Below are 2,668 nucleotides of genomic sequence, written 5' to 3'. Positions count from 1 at the left end.
TTGTGGGAGGGGCGTCCCGCCCGTCCTGTTTGGACGGGCGGGACGCCCATCCCACTTTCAAGAGTGGAACTTATTTAATTCTCATTCCTTAGATTTTAGAGGCGGCTTCCATTTGCCGCACTACTGTTAAAGCTGAATAGGAAACGCCGGCAGTGCCTTCTCCCGGATGGGTGGAGTCACCTACTAACCACAAGTTTTTAATTGGTGTGCGAGTGGCAAATCCGAAGGGGCCGAAGGTTGGTATTCGCTGGCCGATGCCACCCACAACGCCTCTATCTCTCGCTGTATAGCGGGCAAAGGTGCGGGGTGTGGCGGCTTCTTGGTGTACGATCGACTCTGGCGTCAAATTGAAATATTCGCTCAAACGGGCGATCGCCCCTGCGCTGTATTTTTGCTTCAATCCTTCATAATCAACCGCATTCCACCACATTCGAGTATCAGTAAATGACGAAGCGATAATTGTCGCCATTCCCTCCGGTGCTCGCCCATCACCCGGATGACTGACTGAAACAAATAATGAATTATTCTCCCCAATCTCGCCGTCGTAATCGTAGAGAAACTGAAGGTGGGGCGGACAATTTGCCGGAATTGCGCTTTCATGGACTCCCAAATATATGACAAATGCACCGGATGCGGGCGGCAATTTATCAACTCGATATTTGTAGCCTGCCATTTGATTTGGGAGTTTATTAGTTGTCTCTGAAGTCTCTGATTTGACCGATAAATTATCTGTTAAATTTCCGACACTTGGCTCGCCTGACAACAATTTTACTAGATTTTGGGCGGTCACGTTGGCAACAATGCGATCGGCAGTTTCTGTCCAAACTTCGCCTGTTTTTTGATTGCGAATCACTGTACCTGTGGCTTTGCCGTTGGCGGTGACAATACTTTCAACTGTGTGCCGCAACAGGACTTTGCCGCCGTAGAGTTCGATCGCCCCTACGAGTCGATCGCTCAACACCTGCATACTTCCTTGTAGATGATACAATCCCTGGGGCTCTTGCGAAACTCCTAAAGCCGTCGCCGCGTAAAGTAGCGCCGTTTCTTCGGTATCAACTTGAGAATACAATTTTAACTGCAAATCCAGAAAAGTTCTCAAGCGCAAATTGTCGCCCAACCCACAAAGCCGCAAAGCATCTCCCACTGTCATAAAAGTGAAAGGCAAAGTAATTAAAGTGTCGGGGCGAACTGCTTGAATTAATTGCCAGAAATCCCATAAGTTTCTGGGCGGTAAAACTGGATCGCGCCCTTGAAACTTCCAGCTAGCTTGGAACAATGCAGACAATAATTGCCAAAAAGGTTCGCTTCCAGGAAACTGCCGCTGTCTTTCTTCCTGCCACTTTTGCGGATCTCGCCACACGCTAATCGGTGCGGTTTCTCCCGGCAAAAACACCGCACAAGCGGGATCGCAGGGTGTCGCGGCGGGAAGTTCTATGTCTAATTCTGAGAAAATTCGGTGGTGAATGCCTCCGGGTTCCAATCCTGCAACCTGCGTGGCGCCGACATCGAAGGTAAAGCCTTTGCGTTTGAAGGTGGAAGCGCATCCGCCAGGGACGATCGCCTGTTCTAAGACTAGCACTTTGTATCCTCTGCGGGCTAGCAGGGCTGCTGCTGTCAGCCCGCCGATGCCGCCTCCAATTACCGTGACGCGGCCCTTAGTGTCTGTGGGACTGGATTTGCCAAAAGGGGTGCGATCGCCTGTCATAAATTTATTTATTGTAATATTTCTTAATATTATGCTCATATTTTGCAATAAAAAGCTCTTGTAGCGACAGGTTCAAATCTATCGCTACAAGAGGAAGGAGGTCGAGTTTAGAGGACTTTTTAGGGGTAAAATGCTCTGGGCGCACCCGGAGCGTTAGACTGTGGCGTGCCGATCAGAGAATCAGGGACGGCGCCACTTGTTGAGATAAGCTTCGCCAATCCCAGCCACAGCCTGCATTTGACCTAGCTGTTCCCGTAAAGCTTTGATGGTTCTTAGCTGTTCTTGAGACTGTTGCTGCAAAGCGTCGTAATTTCGCTGTATCGCCGCACTCTGGCTCAATTCATTTTCCAGATATTGCAACTTGGTCAGTTTAACTTGGAAGTCGCCGATCGCACTTGACTTTTCTGCTAACTCGTGCTGCAAAGATTCATAACTCGACTTCGACACGGTTTCCTGGAATTGGCTTTCGAGATTTTGCTTTTCGGTGGCGAATTGCTGCTGCAAGGATTCCACAGCAGCGGATTTTTCAGCGATTTGGTGCTGCAAAGATTCCAGAGCACTGGATTTTTCGGCTAGCTGTTGCACAAACTCGTGTTCGCGGTGTTCTTTTTCAGCGATTTGGTGCTGCAAAGATTCCAGAGCACTGGATTTTTCGGCTAGCTGTTGCACAAACTCGTGTTCGCGGTGTTCTTTTTCAGCGATTTGGTGCTGCAAAGATTCCAGAGCACTGGATTTTTCGGCTAGCTGTTGCACAAACTCGTGTTCGCGGTGTTCTTTTTCAGCGATTTGGTGCTGCAAAGATTCCAGAGCACTGGATTTTTCGGCTAGCTGTTGCACAAACTCGTGTTCGCGGTGGTCTTTTTCAGCGATTTGGTGCTGTAAAGATTCCAGAGCACTGGATTTTTCGGCTAGCTGTTGCACAAACTCGTGTTCGCGGTGTTCTTTTTCAGCGATTTGGTGCTG

Annotated in this window: 1 protein-coding gene and 1 pseudogene; both read right to left on the bottom strand. The window is 49.1% G+C overall.

Annotated elements, in window-relative coordinates; all coding sequences use genetic code 11:
* Positions 1 to 88: 88 nt before the first annotated feature.
* Positions 89 to 1,705: a C-3',4' desaturase CrtD gene (gene crtD / locus QUA88_RS10830; RefSeq protein WP_333271664.1), complete on the bottom strand. Its 1,617-nt coding sequence runs from the start codon at positions 1,703 to 1,705 to the stop codon at positions 89 to 91.
* A 180-nt stretch (positions 1,706 to 1,885) separates the two neighbouring features.
* A pseudogene (locus tag QUA88_RS10825) lies at positions 1,886 to 2,668 on the bottom strand (CopG family transcriptional regulator); the annotation flags it as partial.

Source organism: Microcoleus sp. D3_18_C2 (assembly GCF_036702395.1).
Lineage (GTDB): Bacteria > Cyanobacteriota > Cyanobacteriia > Cyanobacteriales > Microcoleaceae > Microcoleus.
Note: the sequence above shows the minus strand (reverse complement) of the source record. Positions and strands in the feature narration are given on the sequence as shown.

Coding starts and splice junctions, on each gene's coding strand:
- crtD (WP_333271664.1), bottom strand. CDS start 1,705: ATGACAGGCGATCGCACCCCTTTTGGCAAATCCAGTCCCACAGACACT.